Raw genomic sequence first — 1,673 nt, 5'->3', positions numbered from 1 at the left:
GCGTCTTGGGTTGCTTGGTGGAATGCTGGTCGGTTGCATCAGGGTCTTGGTTATCGGACTCCGCAGGAGGTGGTTGATGGTGCTTTAGTGGTCTTATAATTGTCGGAACTAAAGCCAGTACATATCATTGTTGCACCATGTTTGAAGGGTGTTATGGCCGATTCCTAGTTTGTTGGCGATGTCTTTGGTGGCTTGGATCTTGGAGGGCGCGTCGTGGTCTTGGAGTCTGGTGTTGACCATGCGGATGGCGCGTTGTTTGAATTCAGTGGGGTATTTTGCGGGCATGTTTTTTTGTTGTTCCTTCCGTGGGGTTTGGGTGGAAGGGTGTGGACTGAACCCAGTACATATCACTCATTCGGGAGCAACTGTGATATAAAGGTGTGTGGCGTCACCCACCGCCCAGCGCTTTGCCCCTGTGACTCTAGCAAACAGGCCGCCAGCGCGAAGGGAAGAGAATTCTCGGGTTGCACCGGCATACCATGGCTGGGGCAGGCACCACCGAACCGTCGATTGATACCGCAGCTAGAGTGCGAAGAAAGTCGATACCTGTGACTGCCCAATCAAACTTCAAAAAGCTCGTGCGCGCCCGCATGGAAGAAACCGGTGAGAACTACACCACCGCCCGCGCAGCCCTGCTCGAGACTAGGCCGGCTACCGGTGCTCTGACTGATCCCCGCGAACAAGCCTACGCAGAGCACCGCACCGTCGTTGACCGTTTTCTGCAGGGCGGACGCCTTACCTCCTGGCCCTCCAAGCGCCGCACCCGCGCCCACCTGCTGCTGCACCTAGTGACCTATTTTGAGCCGGGTCGCACCTATACCGAGAAACAGGTCAACGAGATTCTGGCTGCCCTCTGGCAGGACTTTGCTTTTATGCGCCGGGAGATGGTCGAGTACGGTTACTTGGTGCGAACTGCTGACGCCTCCGCGTATTGCCTGGCAACCCGGGCTCCTAACCGGGCAGGTGCCGTGCTGGCTGTCGAGGCCCCGGCTTGGGAGGCGATGTGGCTGCCGGGCTACTTGGCAAGCTAAGTAGGCGAGGCATCCATGTTTGGGCTGAAAACTACCGTGAAAGCGGTTATCTTTATCGATGCCTTTGCCAGTGCAACTATGAGGTTTATTTAAAAATCCAACCCACCAACTAGACAACGGCCCCACCATACAGCACCCTAGAGAATAAAACGCCAATAATACTCTCAGCACCGCACCGGAAGAACCGTTGAACCACCACCGTACCACCGGCCTAAGCCCAGCCCAATTCGCCACACTGCTCACTACCCTGAAAAACCACAGCACCTGGACACCCATCAGCAGAGGCAGACCACCAGCATAATCTCACCGAAGAACTTCTTGCCGAGCTCTTCACCGTCTCCCAACCAACCATTTCACAGGCTATCAACACCATTGAAAAAGCACTCGAAACGATCCTCAGCCACTCAACAAGCCCTTGAAAGAAAGCCTGAAAGCGCCTGGGTCATTAGTAGTAGATGGGATTCTGGTATCCACCTGGAACTGGCGTTCATAAGGAAAAACAAACTTTTCTGGAATGATATGTACTGGGTTTAGTTCCGACCCCGTACATTGGAAACAAACAAAAAAGAGCAAAGGAACTTCACCCATGCCCACCAAATACCCCCAAGAACTCAAAACAAGAGCCCTACGCCTACTGGCCGA

The 1,673-nt window shown here is 54.2% G+C and carries 2 protein-coding genes and 1 pseudogene; 2 read left to right on the top strand and 1 reads right to left on the bottom strand.

All coding sequences use genetic code 11. The features are described 5' to 3' along the window. Positions 1-548: 548 nt before the first annotated feature. Positions 549-1,031, top strand: coding sequence for a DUF2087 domain-containing protein (locus tag E4U03_RS12495; RefSeq protein WP_135014046.1), 483 nt, complete (start codon positions 549-551; stop codon positions 1,029-1,031). A gap of 308 nt (positions 1,032-1,339) precedes the next feature. Beyond that, a pseudogene (locus E4U03_RS13845) lies at positions 1,340-1,450 on the top strand (hypothetical protein); the annotation flags it as partial. Here E4U03_RS13845 and E4U03_RS13265 read toward each other — a convergent pair. Then, a partial coding sequence (locus E4U03_RS13265; protein WP_209304181.1) for a hypothetical protein occupies positions 1,428-1,673 on the bottom strand: 246 nt, incomplete at its 5' end. The pseudogene E4U03_RS13845 and the gene E4U03_RS13265 overlap by 23 nt on opposite strands.

This window comes from Rothia nasimurium (assembly GCF_004569295.1).
Taxonomy (GTDB): domain Bacteria; phylum Actinomycetota; class Actinomycetes; order Actinomycetales; family Micrococcaceae; genus Rothia; species Rothia nasimurium_B.
The sequence above is the reverse complement of the archived record's forward strand: the minus strand, read 5'-3'. Positions and strand labels throughout refer to the sequence as shown.